The 16,736-nt window shown below is 40.8% G+C and carries 15 protein-coding genes; 9 read left to right on the plus strand and 6 right to left on the minus strand.

Features of this window, described 5'->3' with window-relative positions; genetic code table 11:
- Positions 1-47 precede the first annotated feature (47 nt).
- Complete coding sequence (locus tag FNH22_RS16645; RefSeq protein ID WP_143399543.1) at positions 48-2,390, minus strand: ABC transporter permease; 2,343 nt, start codon at positions 2,388-2,390, stop codon at positions 48-50.
- 66 nt (positions 2,391-2,456) lie between these two features.
- Positions 2,457-4,856, minus strand: a complete 2,400-nt coding sequence (locus tag FNH22_RS16650) for an ABC transporter permease (protein WP_143399544.1) — start codon at positions 4,854-4,856, stop codon at positions 2,457-2,459.
- Between the two features lie 250 nt (positions 4,857-5,106).
- Between FNH22_RS16650 and FNH22_RS16655 the strand changes: the two genes are divergently transcribed.
- The 3 genes from FNH22_RS16655 to FNH22_RS16665 all read left to right on the plus strand — a co-directional run bounded on the left by FNH22_RS16655 (position 5,107) and on the right by FNH22_RS16665 (position 9,764).
- Positions 5,107-6,477 carry a sigma-54 dependent transcriptional regulator gene (locus tag FNH22_RS16655; protein WP_143399545.1) on the plus strand — a complete coding sequence of 457 codons (1,371 nt, stop codon included), beginning with the start codon at positions 5,107-5,109 and terminating at the stop codon, positions 6,475-6,477.
- Positions 6,474-7,793, plus strand: a complete 1,320-nt coding sequence (locus tag FNH22_RS16660; protein ID WP_143399546.1) for a PAS domain-containing sensor histidine kinase — start codon at positions 6,474-6,476, stop codon at positions 7,791-7,793. The genes FNH22_RS16655 and FNH22_RS16660 overlap by 4 nt, the downstream gene beginning before the upstream one ends.
- Positions 7,794-8,051: 258 nt before the next feature.
- A complete protein-coding gene (locus tag FNH22_RS16665; protein WP_143399547.1) occupies positions 8,052-9,764 on the plus strand; it encodes an MASE1 domain-containing protein in 1,713 nt (570 codons plus the stop codon).
- Positions 9,765-9,942: 178 nt separating this feature from the next.
- Here the strand turns inward: FNH22_RS16665 and FNH22_RS16670 are convergent, their stop codons facing one another.
- Both FNH22_RS16670 and FNH22_RS16675 read right to left on the minus strand, forming a co-directional pair.
- Positions 9,943-10,578: a hypothetical protein gene (locus tag FNH22_RS16670; protein ID WP_143399549.1), complete on the minus strand. Its 636-nt coding sequence runs from the start codon at positions 10,576-10,578 to the stop codon at positions 9,943-9,945.
- Positions 10,575-10,982, minus strand: a complete 408-nt coding sequence (locus FNH22_RS16675) for a DUF3052 domain-containing protein (RefSeq protein WP_143399550.1) — start codon at positions 10,980-10,982, stop codon at positions 10,575-10,577. The genes FNH22_RS16670 and FNH22_RS16675 overlap by 4 nt, the downstream gene beginning before the upstream one ends.
- Before the next feature lie 113 nt (positions 10,983-11,095).
- Here FNH22_RS16675 and FNH22_RS16680 point away from each other — a divergent pair, with 113 nt between their 5' ends.
- Together FNH22_RS16680 and crcB are read left to right on the plus strand one after the other, a co-directional pair.
- A complete protein-coding gene (locus FNH22_RS16680) occupies positions 11,096-11,542 on the plus strand; it encodes a hypothetical protein (protein ID WP_143399552.1) in 447 nt (148 codons plus the stop codon).
- Positions 11,543-11,914 carry a fluoride efflux transporter CrcB gene (crcB, locus tag FNH22_RS16685; RefSeq protein WP_143399553.1) on the plus strand — a complete coding sequence of 124 codons (372 nt, stop codon included), beginning with the start codon at positions 11,543-11,545 and terminating at the stop codon, positions 11,912-11,914.
- Positions 11,915-11,945: 31 nt separating this feature from the next.
- Here the strand turns inward: crcB and FNH22_RS16690 are convergent, their stop codons facing one another.
- Positions 11,946-12,545 (minus strand): ribonuclease HII, encoded by a 600-nt coding sequence (locus FNH22_RS16690; RefSeq protein WP_143399555.1) that lies wholly within the window; start codon positions 12,543-12,545, stop codon positions 11,946-11,948.
- Positions 12,546-12,720: 175 nt separating this feature from the next.
- Between FNH22_RS16690 and FNH22_RS16695 the strand changes: the two genes are divergently transcribed.
- The 4 genes from FNH22_RS16695 (at position 12,721) to FNH22_RS16710 (ending at position 16,200) form a co-directional block, all read left to right on the plus strand.
- Positions 12,721-13,275: an NUDIX hydrolase gene (locus FNH22_RS16695; protein WP_143399557.1), complete on the plus strand. Its 555-nt coding sequence runs from the start codon at positions 12,721-12,723 to the stop codon at positions 13,273-13,275.
- A gap of 81 nt (positions 13,276-13,356) precedes the next feature.
- A complete protein-coding gene (locus FNH22_RS16700) occupies positions 13,357-14,700 on the plus strand; it encodes an MATE family efflux transporter (RefSeq protein ID WP_143399592.1) in 1,344 nt (447 codons plus the stop codon).
- A 41-nt stretch (positions 14,701-14,741) separates the two neighbouring features.
- On the plus strand, positions 14,742-15,341 hold the full coding sequence (locus FNH22_RS16705; protein ID WP_255518078.1) for a sigma-70 family RNA polymerase sigma factor: 600 nt from the start codon (positions 14,742-14,744) through the stop codon (positions 15,339-15,341).
- 88 nt (positions 15,342-15,429) lie between these two features.
- Positions 15,430-16,200 (plus strand): acyl-CoA desaturase, encoded by a 771-nt coding sequence (locus FNH22_RS16710; protein ID WP_143399561.1) that lies wholly within the window; start codon positions 15,430-15,432, stop codon positions 16,198-16,200.
- Between the two features lie 47 nt (positions 16,201-16,247).
- Here FNH22_RS16710 and FNH22_RS16715 read toward each other — a convergent pair whose 3' ends face one another.
- The gene (locus FNH22_RS16715; RefSeq protein ID WP_143399562.1) at positions 16,248-16,736 is read right to left on the minus strand and encodes a hypothetical protein; all 489 of its coding nucleotides are present in this window, start codon (positions 16,734-16,736) and stop codon (positions 16,248-16,250) included.

Consider the following 16,736-nt stretch of genomic DNA (forward strand, 5'->3'; position numbering starts at 1 on the left):
GATCCTATTCGTCCCTTAGAGAATCAATAGGATTTAGATGTATCGCTTTATATAGTTGTGAACCCAATGATCAGAACACAACCAAAACCAAGAGTGATGATACCAAACCCAAAATCAATGCGTCTGGTATAATAGGAAAGCCACAAATTATTGGTAAAATAGGCAAGGACACCACCAATAACATATGCAAGCACCAGAAGAATGAAGAAGCCCCTCCCTATCGTTAAAAATATGCTTCTCCCAGAAGCTCCCATTACTTTGCGAACTCCTATTTCCTTGCTTTTATTCTGTATGTGAAAGATAACTATCCCCAACAGTCCGAGACAGGCAATAGATATCACTATAACAGAAACATAGCCCAGAATACCTACAAGTATTGTGAACTGTCCATAAGAAGAACGCAGGTCCTGTTCATACAGTACATAGTCAAAAGGACGGTTGGAGAGTTGTCGCCACTCGGCTTCTATTGTTTTCAAGGCACTTGCATGCGCACTGGTAGCCACCACTATATAACGTAAACGGGACGGGGCTTTTCTAAATCCAAGACTCCTTAAAGGCCGATTCAAACGTAAATAGTGATGGTCACTTACTACACCGATCACCTCCAGATCGTTTTTTTCGTAGGATATGGTCTTACCAATAGCCTCTAGCGGACTTTCCCATCCTATTTTTTGCACAGCAGTTTCATTAAGGATAATGTGCTGTTCCACCCGGGAGGTATCTGTAGCACTTTCCGGAAAATCCCTGCCGGCTACCAGTGGAATATTCATGGTGGCAAAGTAATCCTCCTCCACAGCAAAATAATCCATGGCTATTTTTTCCTGTCGCCCTTCTGTACGCACCTCCATAGTGAGGTTTGACCCTAAAGCCGGCAAATGCGAAACGGCCGTAATATTTCTAATGTCACTATACTGAGATAACCGTTGCTTTAAAAGTTCATAATCAATCCCCTGAATGGTCATTTTTACAATATTTTCAATGTTGAAACTATGGCCTTCCCTCATCACATAATTCATCTGCTTATAGAGGGTAAAAACTGTGATAATGAAAAATACTGATAGGGCGAACTGAATGACTACAAGTACTTTACTGAGGCTAAAGCGCTTGGCATTCATTCCCCTGGTCAGCCCATGAACATCAATTGATTTTTTCAACGCTACAAGCACATTTGTTTTAGACAGAAGAAAAGAGGGGAAAAATCCGGCTAAACATCCTGTAAGGAGGCTGAAAATAATAAAGGCCCAATAAATACCTGGTGTAGCATCTATACGAAAGGGAGCACCCAAACCACCCAGGTAAGTGTTTAAAACGGGGAGCAAGTATTGAGCTGCAAGGTCAGCAAAAATGAAGGCTATGATAGAAATCACCACTGATTCTGTTACAAACTGCGTTGTAATCTGCCATTTGCGAGCGCCTACCACTTTTCTTACGCCTATCTCCCTCGCCCGGTTTACCGCTCTTGCCAGGGTAAGGTTAGTATAGTTAAAGCATGCTGACATCAAAACTATAAGCGCCAGGCCTGCCAGGAAGTAAATTACATATATGGGCAGGCTAAATCCAATCATATTACTAAGCAAAGGCCCTGGAGTGATCTCTTTTAAAGACTGCACCAGGAATTGGTAGTCATATTTTGAGCCGGCCGGATAATTACTTTTGGCACTGGTAAGAAGTGGCACCAGGTCCTCATCACTTGCCCCCTGCTTCAAAAGGAAATAGATATAATTACTGTAGATACCTCCCCAATTATCTCTGGAAATTTTGGTCTCCCTGTTCTTTTCCAAGGCATAAACAAAATCCAGCGAAGCAAGGGCATCAAACTCCATATGGCTTTTTCCGGGTAGCTTCTCCAGCACTGCTGTGACCACAAACACCCCCATATCCGCCACTTCCAGGGTCTGGTTTAAAGGTTCTTCATCACCAAAGAGTTTTTGGGCCAATTGAGTGGTAAGTACTATACTATTGGGTGTAGTAAATACTTCTTCCACATCACCACTTTTCAATGGGAAATCAAAGATTTGAAAAAAAATATTGTCTGTATAAAGTCCTTCAAAGGGTATATCAACAGATTTAGCTTTTGCCAATCCTTTGAACCTTTTTTTGATGCGGGTAACTTTTTCTATGCTCTCATGGCTTTCCAATAGCTCCGCTAATGGCAAAGGAGCTGTACAGGTCCTCCATTCATCCTCACCAGGCGCATTACGATAAGTAATTACACGATGTATTCTATCCCCCCTGGTATGAAAGTTATCATAGGCCAATTGATCCATAATGATCATGATCAATAGCAAGCAAACAGACATACTCACCGCCAAGCCAAAAATGTTGATGAAGGAAATCGTTTTATATTTCCAGATATTTCTAAATGCTATTAGTATATAGTTTTTAACCATGAGGTATTCGTTAGTTTGTATTTCAGGCAGTATACTTTCTCAATAAAATGGCTCTATAGATTTGCATCACTCATTTCTTAAAATAGTAGCAGGATTCATTAAACCGGCACGTAATGTATGAATGCTTACAGTCATAACGGAGGCCAGAAGCGTCACAAATAAAGTGATCATAAAGATGGATGGGTCCACATCCTCATGATAAGCGAAACGGTTAAGCCATTCGTTCCCAAAATACCACACCAATGGAATAACAATCGCATTGGCAATCAAAATAAGTACAATAAATTCCTTGGTAAGTAAACCTGCAATACTTGCAATACCAGCCCCAAGTACCTTGCGAATACCTATTTCCTTTGTACGGAAAAGCACCATAAATGACACCAGGCCAAGCAAACCAATCCCGGAAATCAACAAACTAAGCAAGGAGAAAATCGTAAGGATTTGAGTCAGTCTTTCTTCTGCCCTGTACTGTTTCTCAAAATTTTCGTCAAGGAAAAAATACTCAAAGTCATAGTCACCAAGATCCTTTTTCCAAAGTGCTTCTACATCGTTTAAGAATGCTGAAATTTGGTTTGACGAAAACCGGACAGCATAATACCTGCCATGCCACACACTGGTATAGCCCATGGCCTTTGGCCATATACTCTCTTGCAGACCTACTCCATGATAGTCTTTAACGACTCCAATTACCGTACCTTCCGGACTGCCTGATGGTGACACTATCTTTTTGCCGATGGCATTTTCAGGAGTACCCCACCCCATATCTCTGACGGTGGTTTCATTAATGATAAGGCCTTCATTCAGCCAACGGAGATGTGCCGGATCAAAGTTATTACCAGCTAATAGCTCCAGCTCCAATGTGGGTAAGTAGTTTTCATCGATGGCCATATACTCCGTTACCACCTGCGTACCTTCGGAAATGCGTTCAGGATAGGCCCACTGTCCCTGCCAACCCGGACTTCCGGGGAGTGCATTCGTAAAAGTTACATCGTCTACACCACTAAGCGTTTGAAGGCTATTCTTAAAAACCTGGTCAGCCGCTGACCTGGGGACACGGATAGCATCTAATACCAACACCTGTTCTTTTTGAAAACCCAGGTTTTTGTGCTTCATATAAGCCATCTGGTCCAGCACAATGATTGTAGCCAGTAACAGTCCGGCAGAAATGAAAAATTGAAAAATGACCAGCACTCGTCTTAGGTTTGAGCCGGTAAGACCAGCTCTAACCTGTCCTTTCAGTACATTTACCGGGTTCATCCCTGATAGTACCATAGCCGGATAAAAACCAGCCATAAAAGTCACTGTTGTAATAACAATAATTGAACCCGCCAGTGTGCGGAAGTTGAGCAATGAATAAAGGGTATAAAACTTACCCATTAATGCATTGAAAAATGGAAGTGAAAAGTCAATAAAAAGAATTACTATAAAAAACGAAGCCAAAGTAAGTAACAAAGTTTCAGTCATAAACAGCCAAAACATAGAGGTACGTGAGGCGCCCAATGACTTTCGCAACCCTACTTCCTTAGCACGATAAATGGAACGTGCGGTGGTTAAGTTGATAAAATTGATACATGCTAACACCAATACAAAAGCGGCAATAACAGACACCATATATATTCTATTCAAACTACCTTTCGGGCCAAACGAATTGGCTATATCCGATACGAGATAGATCTCATTCAATGGAATAAACGACAGGTACATTGATGATCCTATTTCTTTAAACCATTCACCGTTATTTTCCATATAAAGGTCTGAGGCCTTTGATCGGATACTTTCCAGAGATGCACCTTCTTCCAGCAAGAGATAATTTATCACGTTAAAATTTCCCCACCCCTGGCTATAGCTAAAATCACGCTTTAATCGTTCGAAGGTTGAAAAAGAAAGGAGCATATCAAACTGGATATGTGACTGGGTTGGTAAATCTCTGAGTACACCGGTAACCGTGAATACAAGAGAATCGCGAAGTGTCAGTGTTTGACCTATGGCTTGTTTATCTCCAAAATAACGATGTTTAATCTCTTCGGTGATCACGATGGAAAAGGGATCTTTTAAGGCTTTTTCGGATTCCCCTTTCATAAAATCAAAAGAGAAGATATGGAAGAAATCCTCACCCGCATAGAACACGTCGTGCGTGTAGCGCTTACCGTCTGCATTCAGTGTCATGGCTCTGCCAGCCCTACGGGCGTAAACAACAGATTCCACTTCGGGATAGGTTGTTTTCAATATGTGGGCTGCAGGCCACGAATTATGTTCCAGAAATTCACCTCTTTGGTTTCTGCTCACCACTTTATAGATACGATCTGACTTCTTATGAAATCGGTCATACTCCATTTCGTCAATGACAAATAGCATGATCAAAACTGTAAGTGTCAGCCCTGCAGTTAAGCCTAAAAGGTTAATGAATGAATAGGTTTTAAACCTCATTAAATTTCTAAGCGCTGTTTTGAAGTGATTCTTAATCATGATTGAATATAAATAACTGGTAAAGCATAAAACAACTGACCGTTTTCCTCCTCTCCTTTATTCAAATGCAATGCCATTTACACAAAAGTCTAATAATCAAATATTTAAACAACAATTGAATGAAGTATAAACCTTAAAGTGCCCACCAGTAAAACAGCTAAGTGTCCACAGATGGACAGAACATATGGAAATGAGGCCCGATATTTTTAGGTTTACGCCATTGCTGTAAACGGTATCCTTTGAGAACGCTATGAAAAAAAAGGGAAGTATACTTATTGTAGATGATGATGAATATATACTCATCAGTTTAAAGATGTTACTTGAAGAGTACTTTGAAGAGGTCCACAGTGTCAACAAAACCTCTGATATAGAAAAGCTATTCGATTCAAATTCTTTTCAAGTGGTACTTCTTGATATGAACTTTAAACAGGGAGAAACATCAGGCAGGGAAGGGTTAGAATGTCTAGGTAGAATTAAAATTCTTGACAGCAACGTCAGCGTGATTATGATGACAGCCTATGGTGAGTTGAATCTTGCCGTAAACGCCATGAAACAAGGTGCGATGGATTTTATTGTAAAACCCTGGGAAAACGAACGTCTTCTGGCCATTGTCAACAATGCGTTTCAATTATCTCTTCAAAGCAGCGAGATCGCTCAGCTAAAATCAAGGCAGCATGTGATATCAAATGTATCCAACAGCTCCGGTGAGCTTATCGGAAATTCTCAGACCATGCAGCATGTACATAAGTTCATTGAAAAAGTAGCCCCTACTGATGCAAACATTCTGCTATTAGGTGAAAATGGCACGGGGAAAGAAGTGGCCGCAAGAGCAATCCATAAAAGATCATTGCGGGCCGACGAGGTATTCATTTCCGTAGACCTTGGCGCTATTTCAGAAAATGTATTTGAAAGTGAACTTTTCGGTCATACAAAAGGCGCTTTTACGGACGCCAAAGCAGACAGGATGGGCCGGTTTGAGGCAGCATCAGGAGGCACCATATTCCTGGATGAAATAGGTAATCTCCCACTGTCACTACAATCGAAATTACTAACAGTTATACAACGCAGAGAAGTAACGAAAATTGGCGCTAATACAGCTTCGAAAGTGGACGTGAGAATTATAGCTGCTACCAATGGTGACCTGACTATGTTGGTGAAAAACGGTGTATTCCGTGAAGATCTTTACTATCGCATCAATACGATGGAAATAACGTTGCCTCCACTTCGCGACAGGGCCGGAGATCTACGAATACTTTTTGATTCATTCTTACGTACCTACTCAAAAAAATATCAAAAACCATTTACTGAGGTTTCCGAAAAGACATTGAAAGTATTGGAAAAGTACTCATGGCCAGGTAATGTGCGTGAACTTCAGCACGCCGTAGAGCGTGCGGTTATCATGAGTGACGGACTGGAATTAACTGTGTCTGATTTCAACCTATCTCATCACCGGGAACAACAGCCAGATGAGTTCGATACTTTTAACCTGGAAAATATCGAGGCATGGGCAGTAAAAAAGGCACTGGCTAAGCACAGTGGAAATGTAAGTCATGCCGCCAGGGAGCTCGGTCTGTCCAGGGGAGCTATGTACCGCAGAATGGAAAAGTATAGCCTGCAATGAAAAAGTTCCGACTTAATATTGTCATTCGTATCATCGTCATCGCTCTACTCCTGACGTCAGTAATATACTACCTTATTGTTTTGGAATATTACTTGCGAAGTTGCTACCTGATCGTCTTTGTACTATTAGCTTTGATCGAGTTTGTCTGGTTTGTTGAACGGACCAACCGTGATTTCAAAGTGTTTCTAATGGGTATCCTTCAAGATGATTTCACTACCACTTTCTCTGAAAAAGCGAAAGGAAATTCATTCGATCAATTATATGGTGTGATGAATCGCATTACTCGAAAGTTTGATGAGATAAGTGCGGCAAAAGAGGCACAATACCTTTACCTGGAAGCGTTAGTGGCTCATTTAAGGGTAGGGATCATAAGCTATGATGAGAAAGAGAAAGTCCACCTGATGAATGAAGCTGCGAAAGGACTGCTTGAGCTTCCACAAATGTCAAACCTCAAGGTACTTGAAAAAGTAAACCCTTCGGTACTTTCTGTAATACGTAATATTAGCCCCGGACAAAACAGGTTATTGAAAATTGTTGTCAATAATGAAATGCAGCAACTCAATATACATGCTTCTGCATTCAAGCTACAAGGTGAACAATACAGGCTGGTCTCTATCCAAAACATAAAAAGTGAGTTAGATACCAACGAGATGGCTGCATGGCAACGACTTATCAGGGTACTGACCCATGAGATCATGAACTCAGTAACACCGATCCATTCACTGTCCTCAACATTAAAGCTATTGATAGAAAAGAACAGGCATAATGACCAGCTCATGTCTGATGAAATAAAGGAAAAGTTATGGACAGGTCTGGATGCCGTTGAGAATAGAAGTAAAGGGCTGCAATCTTTTACCAAAGCCTATAGAAAATTAACCCACGTACCTACACCTTCTTTTAAAAAGATAGAACTGAACCGGCAGCTTCACCGATTGATTGAATTGCTAAAAAACGAACTGAAAGAGGTGAAAGTCACACTCCACCTGGAAAAAACACTGGAAGTTAATGCAGACCCTGATCTATTGGACCAGGCATTGATCAATTTATTAAAGAATGCCATTGAGGCCATGTCCGATACAGAGGCTCCTGAGTTAGTTATTACCACGAGCCAACCTGCAAAGGTCATTATCACCGATAATGGCACTGGCATTGAAAAAGATCAACTGGACCAGATATTCATCCCTTTTTTTACTACAAAAAAAGAGGGTTCGGGCATTGGACTGGCCATCACCCGCCAAATTATCAAACTACATCACGGAAACATTAATGTTACAACCCAGCCGGGCAAAGGGACAAGTTTTACTATAACATTTTGACTTACCACGGTCACCTAATTTTGGGTTGATTTCATTTCAGGACTATTACAACTAAAAATTTTAAAAAAAATAAAAGTCAAAACTTGCTGATAGAAGTTACTGATAGAGAGCTGTTTCAATTCAAAATTTAGAAAGGATTTCGGTTTGCTTTTTATTGATTAATAATATGTTAGATTGACTCAATTAAATAATTACTTATATTACATATCCGTTTTGGCTATTGTTGGCGGTATTTTTTTGTCTAATTTTTTTATTCGAATGAAGGGGCTTGTTAAAGTTGCTCAAAGTACAGACGTACGTATAGTAGTCGTGGCCATTCTTTATTATGTATCCGCACAGCTAGGATTGTGGTTGTCATTTCCGGTATCTAAAGCCGCACCACTCTGGCCACCGGCAGGTATTGCTCTGGCGTTAATCATCCTAACGGGATACAGAACATGGCCGGCAGTTACTATTGGCTCTCTAGTGGCCAATTCGTTAGTGTTTCTCAATCTGAATCTGAATTTTAGCCTGGAGCTTGTTTCATCATTGGTTGTGATTGCAATTGGTAATACGATTGAAGCGCTTTTTGGATATTACCTGATACTGAAGTTCATCAGGACTAAAAACCCATTTCTAAAGACCATACATGTATTCATATTTTTGCTTGTTGCACTGGTCATGTGCCTGATCGGCTCCGGTGTGGGTAGTATTGGGTTAGTGATCAACGGAATCATTGCCCAAAACGATTTCCTGGGAAGTATGAGCACCTGGTGGATCAGTAATGTAGTAAGTATACTTATTATTACCCCCTTTGTTATTTCATGGTCCAACGAGTTTAAGTTTAAATGGAATACTCATGCCGCCGTGGAGTGGGGAGTATTTATTTCAGCATTACTTGTCATTATCCTCATTCTAAATTTCAACCCAATTTCAGAAACTATTCAACGATCATTACCCTTCCTGATCGTACCCTTCCTGCTATGGCTTGGCTTTAGATTTAACTTACAAATCACTGCATCGGGCATTTTACTGGTGAGTTTTCTGGCCATATTTTTTACTATAAAGAATCAGGGACCATTTATACTGGAAGCAGAAGAAAGCTCATTACTGTTACTCCAAATATTCATAGGCATTATCAGTATTTCTTCTATTATCATTTACGCCACGGTGCACGAAAGGACGGTGGCTCAGCGGGCCATGGTTGAATTCAATGAAAACCTGGAAACCAAGGTCAAAGAGAGAACAAAAGAGCTGCATGAAGAAATTCAAATGCGCAAAAAGACGGAAGAAAAAATCAAAGTATCCAACAGGAAACTCCGCAAAGCTAATGTGGAACTCGACAATTTCGTTTACAGCGTTTCCCACGATCTGAGGGCTCCCATTGCCTCAGTACTCGGACTGGTGAATTTGGCAAAGCAGGAAGAAGACATTGAAATGATGCGTAAGTATCTGTCCATGGTAGCTCAAAGTGCCGAACAGCAGGATAATTTTATCAAAGACATTCTGGACCTTTCCAGAAACTCCCGGCTGGAAGTAGATCATGAAGAGATCTCTTTTGAATGTATGATCAACGAGATCTTCGATCAATTAAAATACAGTTCAAAAGACAGTAATGTCATCAAGGAAATAGAGATTGATCAGAATCAGATATTTAAATCTGACCAAAAACGTCTGAAAGTGGTATTCAATAACCTTATATCTAACGCCATACGTTACAGTAACGGACAAAACCCGCATATTAAAATCAGTGTCAGCGTAGATGACACCACAGCAAAAGTACTGATAAATGATAACGGAGTGGGTATTGCCAAGAAGCACTTGAAGAATGTATTCAAAATGTTTTACAGAGCCACGGAAGACAATGCCGGTTCAGGCCTCGGACTGTATATAGTGAAAGAAACCGTTGAAAAACTAAGAGGCAACATCATGCTCGATTCTGAAGAGAATAAAGGGACCACTGTCAGCCTGGAGATACCAAATCTTAATTAGGACAAAGCGCGTAGGGCAGAGGGCATGGCGCATAGAGGAAAGATGTCCGTCCCTAAATAAGGTTGTCCGATTACACTAACTATTCATTATCGAAAAATCATGAACCAGAGATCTTGCTCTTGATTCAAACCGAACGTTTTTCCTATGATTTTGATCTTCAAAGAAGGCTTAATCAGGCTTAAAGACCGGATGGCAAGTTCGCCTCCAGGTAATTGTAATGAATTTCTAATTCGCGCACTTTTTTCTTATATCCGATCATTTCAGTGAAAAAAAAGAACGAATCTACAGAATCTCCCATAGGATCATGAACGCGAAACCTGCTCACCGCGTCACCTTTATACCATATCAGCTCATAGTCTGTCAAATCATCATTTAGTTTACCCTGGATCTTGTTATATACTGTCCGTGTCCTGAGAAGTTGCTTACTTTTATCATCCAAAGGTTTGAATTTTGAAAGCCCCAGAGAATCTAACAACTGATTGGAAATATTTCCTGCCATGTCATAGCGTAACCGCACAAGAGTTGAGTCAATAAAGTAAAGTAATAGTTTATTCACCCGACTTCCGCAAATGACAAGATCAGGGTGATCGATCTTATAAAACCTCAATCGATGGTCGAAAAATTCACCTATATTCTGCGTCCCGGCAAGCTGTATTTCTGTCAAATGCTGGCTTAATTCTATAGAATCAACGGATGCATAGGTTAATCGCTCATTTTTAACCGTATTATCAAAAAATTCCTGGTCATGCGAGGTTCGTATTTCCGGCGAGAACTGACATGCTACCGTTGTCAGCAGTAACAGGATTTTTTTCATCTGCGGTCTTGTTTTCTGAACACAAACTTCAGTCCGGACCATGTCTTATCTACCGCACATACTTTTACATCTACAAGACCGTTGTCTAACCCGGTACGTCTTACGAGGTTACCATCAACATCGGTCTCTACCTGTGAAGTTTTTTTTGGCCAGGACACCCAAAGCAACCCTTCAATATCCATCATTTCTTTTAATCTTGGAAAGTATCTTATCAATTCACTACTTTCCTTGCAGAAAAAATGAATAAAATTGATGTCAGATCCCTTTTCTGATACTACTTCGATATCCGGCATCTTTTCGAAAAGATCAAAATAATAATCGGGTATGTTAATAAAACAAACTTTGTGTCCGTCTTTAATGCCTAATTTTTTAACCAGTGGGGTTCCTGAATATCCTGCGGGCATAGGAATAAATATAACTCATTTTTATAAACATACTTTCGAAAAGGATTAAGTATTGACCGGTGTCACGGTACAATCATCTATTTTCTCCTGGAATTTTGCTTTCTTTGAGACTCATGATCATTGCCAAACCAAAAATAGGTACACTTTTCTCTATAGGTATTTTCGTCGCTTTTTGTTTGGGTATATCATTGTACATTTTTTTGATCCTGGAGGACCGTCCCGCTCAATGGTACCATTATCTTATCATCGTCACTTTAAGTCCCCTGGCCCTGGGATTATTAACCAAAACAGTCTTAGGCTATAAAAAAATAGCCATAGGCAAAGAGCGTATTACCATTAACTACCCCATACGATTCTCACAGCGAGTATATAATTTAAAAGATATTGAAAGTTGGACAGAACAAAAAGTAAAAACAGCAACAGGTACCTTTAAAGAGCTTACCGTTCTTTTCAAAAATGGTAAACGCCTTAATATGAGTTTTCAAGAGCATAGTAATTATATTGAGAGCGTTAAGTATCTCCGTAAAAAATGTGGCAAAAAGTATAGAGACACGAACTAAATGAAACAGGTATTACTCGTAGGCCTTGGGGGATTTCTTGGTAGTACGTTACGCTATCTTACATACTTATGGGTAGATCAGCGTTACGAAAAGGCTTTCCCTCTCAGCACTTTTACTGTCAATATTATCGGAAGTCTTTTCCTGGGATTACTTTATGGTTTCCTCGCCAAATCTCAAACTACTACAGGGCCGGAAATAAGACTTTTTCTTGGAGTAGGCCTATGCGGTAGTTACACTACCTTCTCTACGTTCGCGTTTGAAAATTTCAACCTGTTACAGCAGAAAGACTTTGCCACTACCTTTACTTACATTTTGGCCAGCCTCGTATTAGGACTACTTGCTGCTTACGGCGGATACTCCATCTTTAAGTAAAATTTCAGTCATACGCACGAAAAATCGACTATCAGTCAAATAACTCTATCTGGACAGGCAATAACCGGAATGACATACGATGGTGTGGAGTTACACCGTATATGCGAATGGCTTCACGATGGGATATGGTAGGGTATCCTGCATTTTTATGCCATTCATATTCCGAATACTGTTCCCCTATCTTTACCATGAACTCATCGCGATAGGTTTTGGCCAATATAGAAGCTGCCGCAATAGAAAGATATTTACCGTCCCCTTTAATGATGCACTCATAAGGAATATCATTGTGAGGTTTGTAACGATTCCCATCAATGAGCAGTAATTCAGGCTGTTGCTTAAGTTGGTCTACGGAACGCTGCATGGCCAGGTAACTTGCATTAAGGATATTCACTTCGTCAATCTCCTTATTATCAACAAATGAGACCGCCCAATGCAGTGCATCCTTTTCAATATCCTTTCTCAGTAAGTCTCTCTTTTTCCTGGAAAGCTGCTTACTGTCGTTCAACTCCTGGTTCTTGTAGTCAGGGGGTAGAATAACTGCAGCCGCGACTACCGGACCGGCCAGACAGCCTCTACCGGCTTCATCACAACCGGCTTCTATTTTGTCTTTCGTAAAAGAAGATAACAGCATGAAACAAAACTACTTTTTCGAAGGCCAATATCAAACCTGGTTTTAATACATCAATAAACGCCTTGATTTTAGTACTCAAACTGAACACACGCCTCTTTACACGTTAATTAAAGATTCATATATATGTAATTCAATCAAGGTAAAAAGAATCCTATAAACCCCTAGATTTGCTCCCATGAAAACATCTGAAAGCCCTTGGACCACCTTATCCGCTGAAGAAAAGTATGACAACAATTGGATCAATGTTACTGAGTATGAGGTGCTGAATCCTGGTGGAGGCCAGGGAATATATGGAAAAGTGTCTTTCAAGAATAAGGCCATTGGTATCATTCCTCTGGACGATACCAACCATACCTGGCTGGTAGGTCAACACCGCTACACATTGAATGAATATTCATGGGAGATCCCTGAAGGCGGAGCCCCATTGGCAGAAGATATCTTTTCGGCTGCCAAACGTGAATTAAAAGAAGAAACAGGTATAATGGCCAGGCGTTGGGAGAAGATCATGCGATTTCACACCTCCAATTCGGTAACTGATGAAGAAGCCTTCGTATTCTTAGCTACGGAACTCAGCTTTGGCCCTTCAGAATTAGAAGAAACAGAGTCTGACCTGGTGGTGAAAAAGCTGCATCTCACTGAAGCTCTCAATATGGTAATGCAATCACAAATCACGGATAGCATGAGCGTAGCCGGTCTTTTAAAAGTGGCAAGAATGAAAGGGGTCCATTGACCATATCGTCTCAATTATTTATTTCATAAAACAACTATCTGAAGAGACCTTCAGGTGAAGGCGCTTTTCTGTGGTGAAGCAATGCAAGACTACAAAGCACATTTAAAAAAGAATTTTCTCCTGGCGTATCCTGTTATGATCAGTCAGATGGGACATATGCTGGTGAATGTAGCTGATAGCGTAATGGTTGGTCAGCTCGGCGCTTCACCACTTGCCGGAGCTTCACTTGCCAACGTGATCTTTCATATGCTCTTGACCTTTGGCATTGGCGTTTCATATGCTATAACTCCACTAGTGGCAGCGGCAGACGGCGAAGAGAATATTGAAAGGTCCGCTTCGGTACTCAAACATGGTTTATTGATCAATCCTATCGCCGGTGTAGTCCTGTTCCTGGGTGTGCTTGTGGGCACTCCTGCACTACAATACTTGAACCAACCGCCAGAAGTAGTAAAGCAAGCTATTCCCTATCTGAATATTGTCACCTTTTCGCTTATTCCACTCATGGTTTTCCAAACCTTCCGGCAGTTTGCGGAGGGTCTGTCATTTACAAAACAAGCCATGGTTATTGTGATAACGGCTAACATCGCTAACATAGGTCTTAATTATATATTGATCTATGGTAAGCTAGGATTTGAGCCTATGGGTCTTGTGGGAGCCGGGTGGGCATCATTGATAGCCCGTATATTATTGGCCTTGCTAATGTTTGCGTATATCTACTTTCACAAAAGCTTCGGCAAATATAAAAAAGGTTTTTCCATAGGCGCTTACAGCCGGTCCCTGATACGAAAAATGCTGGGCATTGGCATACCGGCAGGCCTGCAATTCATTTTCGAGGTGGGCGCCTTTGGTTTTGCGGTGATCATGATCGGCTGGATTGGTACCAAACCGTTGGCAGCACATCAAATAGCTCTTAACCTGGCGGCTATCAGCTACATGGCAGCGTCCGGTCTTTCTGCAGCGGCTACTATCAGAGTAGGGAATCAATTGGGCAAAAAAGATATACCTACATTACGGGCAGCGGCATTTACACTTTATGGTATGGTAGTTACATTCATGATAGTATGTGCTTTTATCTTCATTGCAGGTCGTCATTTTCTACCGGCGCTGTACATAGCAGATCAGGAAGTGATCACTATTGCCTCTTCACTTGTCATAATAGCGGGACTTTTCCAGGTATCCGACGGCGTACAGGTAGTTAGCCTTGGCGCTTTACGCGGCCTGGAAGATGTAAAAACCCCTACTATACTGACTTTTATAGCCTATTGGTTACTCGCCCTACCGGCAGGTTACATACTGGCTTTTCCTATGGGAATGGGAGTCGAGGGAGTCTGGTATGGGCTGTTAATTGGTTTGACCGTAGTAGCCGTAGTGATGTTCATGCGTTTTAACATTCTAACAAAGCAGTTGAATACCGACAGATTTTAGGGATTAACACTTACCTTTGCAGCATCAGCCATAATCAGACCATAGCACTGTATCAACCCATGCTCCATTCCATTGCTTTAAAAATGGTGGGATCTTTGCACGATGCCGAAGACATTGTTCAGGAGACATTTCTCAAATGGCTTACCATAGAAAAGGAAAAAATAATCAATACCAAAGCTTACCTGATCAGATCTGTAACCAATAATTGCATTAATCATCTGGAAGCTTTGAAGCGCAAAAAAGACCAGTGCCTGGATAGTCTGAACCCTACTGAACTGCTGGATTGGAGCAAAGTAGCTGATTTCAGTCATTTTGACCTGGAACAGGAAGTATCTAATGCACTAGGTACACTTCATAAAAAGCTGGAACCACTGGAAAAAGGCATTTTTCTGTTAAGAGAAGTTTTCAACTTCGAATACGATGAACTGCAACACATCTTCGATAAGAAAAAAGAAAACTGCCGTCAGCTTTTTTGCCGAGCTAAAAACAAACTAGCTAGCAATACAACACCTGCGCTACCGGAACTATCCAGCCCCGGTCAACTGTTAAATACATTCAAAAGAGCTTGTGACTGGGGACATTTAAGTGACCTGGTGCATGAGATCAGCCAGGACATCGCAGCAAAGCTTAAAAAAACTTAAAGTTTATTGAGTTTTTTGTCACAACTGAACATTGTTCCTGTCTTAATGTTGTTAGACTGATTTAAAACAAGAGAATTAAAAAAATATAATGGCCGTCATTTTCACATTTTTCATAGCACACTGGTACCTTTCCCTGTTCTTTCAAACCTTTTTTCTTCATCGTTATGCATCACACGGTGCATTTACTATGAGCAAAACCTGGGAAAAAGTTTTCTTTATTCTCACCTGGTTTTTCCAGGGCTCCAACTACCTGAGTGCCTACGGTTATGGCGTTATGCATCGTATGCATCACGCTTTTGCTGATACTCCAGATGATCCGCATTCACCTAAATACGACGAAAGCCTCTTTAAAATGATGTGGAAAACAAAAACTATTTATTCAGCTATCACGAGTAAAACGATGAAAGTAGATGCACGCTTTACCGAAGGTGTACCTGAATGGACGGCTTTTGACAAGTTCGCTCGTTCCTGGGTATCTCGTTTACTCTGGGGGGCTGCCTACACAATGGTGTACGTCACTTTTGCAACAGAATGGTGGTTATGGTTATTGTTACCCGTTCAATTCTTATTATCGCCCGTACATGGTGCTATTATCAACTGGTTTGCTCATAAATACGGTTACAGAAATTTTGAAGTAGGGGACACTTCCAGAAACTTTTTACCCTTCGACTTTCTAATGATGGGTGAAAGCTATCATAACAACCATCATAAGTATGGCAACAGGGCTAATTTTGGTGGCGTCCGATGGCATGAAATAGACCCTACTTATCTAATGATCAGGCTACTGAACCGATTAGGCATCATTCAAATGGCTAAAGAAAAGCAGATCCTACCTGTAGAAATAAAAAGGGCTGCTTAAAAAGCAGCCCCTTACTCATCTTAAAACAACTCACTGACAAACGCCAGTTACTTTATTAATGGAACATTGTTTACTGTACCATTAAATGTTCCTTGTGTTAACGTATGTAAATTAGTCACCGTGTGAAAGGCATTATATTCAGTTCTTGGCTGAATAGACAGGGCACTTGACATCATTTCCAGTGTATCCTGATTAAGAATGGAATAAAGGATTTTATTCTGACTTTCATCCGCATCAGAGTGGTAGTTAAAATCCCGGGTCTCTCTTAGAATCACAAAAGTGAGTGAATCATATGTGGTGAAGTATAACTTAAAAAAGTACTGATTATCTATACATTGCTGTATATAAGTTGAATCCACCTGGAAAGCTATCAAAGCTCCGGTGTTCTGATTCATAATTTCCCCTACCCCGTCTTCGGCACGTGTCTTGTCAGACATTATTACTCCCCAGTCATCAAAAGATATACGTTCAGAATCTTTGCTACAGGCCATCAGGCATCCTAATAGCAGTAAACCAATCGTGCCGGACTTCATCAT

This window comes from Fulvivirga sp. M361, from assembly GCF_007097395.1.
Lineage (GTDB): Bacteria > Bacteroidota > Bacteroidia > Cytophagales > Cyclobacteriaceae > Fulvivirga.

Coding starts and splice junctions, on each gene's coding strand:
- FNH22_RS16645 (WP_143399543.1), bottom strand. CDS start 2,390: ATGGTTAAAAACTATATACTAATAGCATTTAGAAATATCTGGAAATAT.
- FNH22_RS16650 (WP_143399544.1), bottom strand. CDS start 4,856: ATGATTAAGAATCACTTCAAAACAGCGCTTAGAAATTTAATGAGGTTT.
- FNH22_RS16655 (WP_143399545.1), top strand. CDS start 5,107: ATGAAAAAAAAGGGAAGTATACTTATTGTAGATGATGATGAATATATA.
- FNH22_RS16660 (WP_143399546.1), top strand. CDS start 6,474: ATGAAAAAGTTCCGACTTAATATTGTCATTCGTATCATCGTCATCGCT.
- FNH22_RS16665 (WP_143399547.1), top strand. CDS start 8,052: ATGAAGGGGCTTGTTAAAGTTGCTCAAAGTACAGACGTACGTATAGTA.
- FNH22_RS16670 (WP_143399549.1), bottom strand. CDS start 10,578: ATGAAAAAAATCCTGTTACTGCTGACAACGGTAGCATGTCAGTTCTCG.
- FNH22_RS16675 (WP_143399550.1), bottom strand. CDS start 10,982: ATGCCCGCAGGATATTCAGGAACCCCACTGGTTAAAAAATTAGGCATT.
- FNH22_RS16680 (WP_143399552.1), top strand. CDS start 11,096: ATGATCATTGCCAAACCAAAAATAGGTACACTTTTCTCTATAGGTATT.
- crcB (WP_143399553.1), top strand. CDS start 11,543: ATGAAACAGGTATTACTCGTAGGCCTTGGGGGATTTCTTGGTAGTACG.
- FNH22_RS16690 (WP_143399555.1), bottom strand. CDS start 12,545: ATGCTGTTATCTTCTTTTACGAAAGACAAAATAGAAGCCGGTTGTGAT.
- FNH22_RS16695 (WP_143399557.1), top strand. CDS start 12,721: ATGAAAACATCTGAAAGCCCTTGGACCACCTTATCCGCTGAAGAAAAG.
- FNH22_RS16700 (WP_143399592.1), top strand. CDS start 13,357: ATGCAAGACTACAAAGCACATTTAAAAAAGAATTTTCTCCTGGCGTAT.
- FNH22_RS16710 (WP_143399561.1), top strand. CDS start 15,430: ATGGCCGTCATTTTCACATTTTTCATAGCACACTGGTACCTTTCCCTG.
- FNH22_RS16715 (WP_143399562.1), bottom strand. CDS start 16,736: ATGATGAAGTCCGGCACGATTGGTTTACTGCTATTAGGATGCCTGATG.